Origin of the sequence: Mesorhizobium sp. M8A.F.Ca.ET.207.01.1.1 (genome assembly GCF_004794715.1) — a bacterium.
Lineage (GTDB): Bacteria > Pseudomonadota > Alphaproteobacteria > Rhizobiales > Rhizobiaceae > Mesorhizobium.
On the sequence record NZ_SRUS01000137.1, the window covers coordinates 1 to 405 of the forward strand.

Sequence of the window (405 nt, forward strand, 5' to 3'; positions counted from 1 at the left end):
CAAACGTCGAACTTCCGTGATTGAGACACCACCCACACTCGAAGAATTCATGAAGGCGGGTAATGATTTTTTCCGCGCTTCTCCATTCTTCCTACGGTTGACAAGGGATGAGGATCCGTCAGGCACGAACTGGGTCCTTGGCATCATCTTCCTGCGCTGGCTCGCCCGAAATCACGCGTTCCTTGATCCATCGGTCGGCTCCACGGTGGCAGCCGCCCCCTCGCCGGCAGATACACTCGCATGCATCGAAGCTGCCTTTCAGGGCGAAATCCCCGGCGCTGCGTTCGACCCGGAATTGCTGGAATTCACCGTTCGCTACTTCTGCATGGCCGCACCCTACTTGTCGGACTTCTTCTCGTTGTTCCCTCAAGACGCCATGCCTTCGCCGAAAGCCATGTGGGACAA

1 protein-coding gene is annotated in these 405 nt (G+C 57.0%); it reads left to right on the top strand.

Annotation, left to right across the window (positions count from 1 at the left end):
* Window positions 1–49: 49 nt before the first annotated feature.
* Window positions 50–405: hypothetical protein (locus tag EN850_RS33865; protein ID WP_210238015.1), on the top strand; the 356-nt coding region annotated here is incomplete at its 3' end.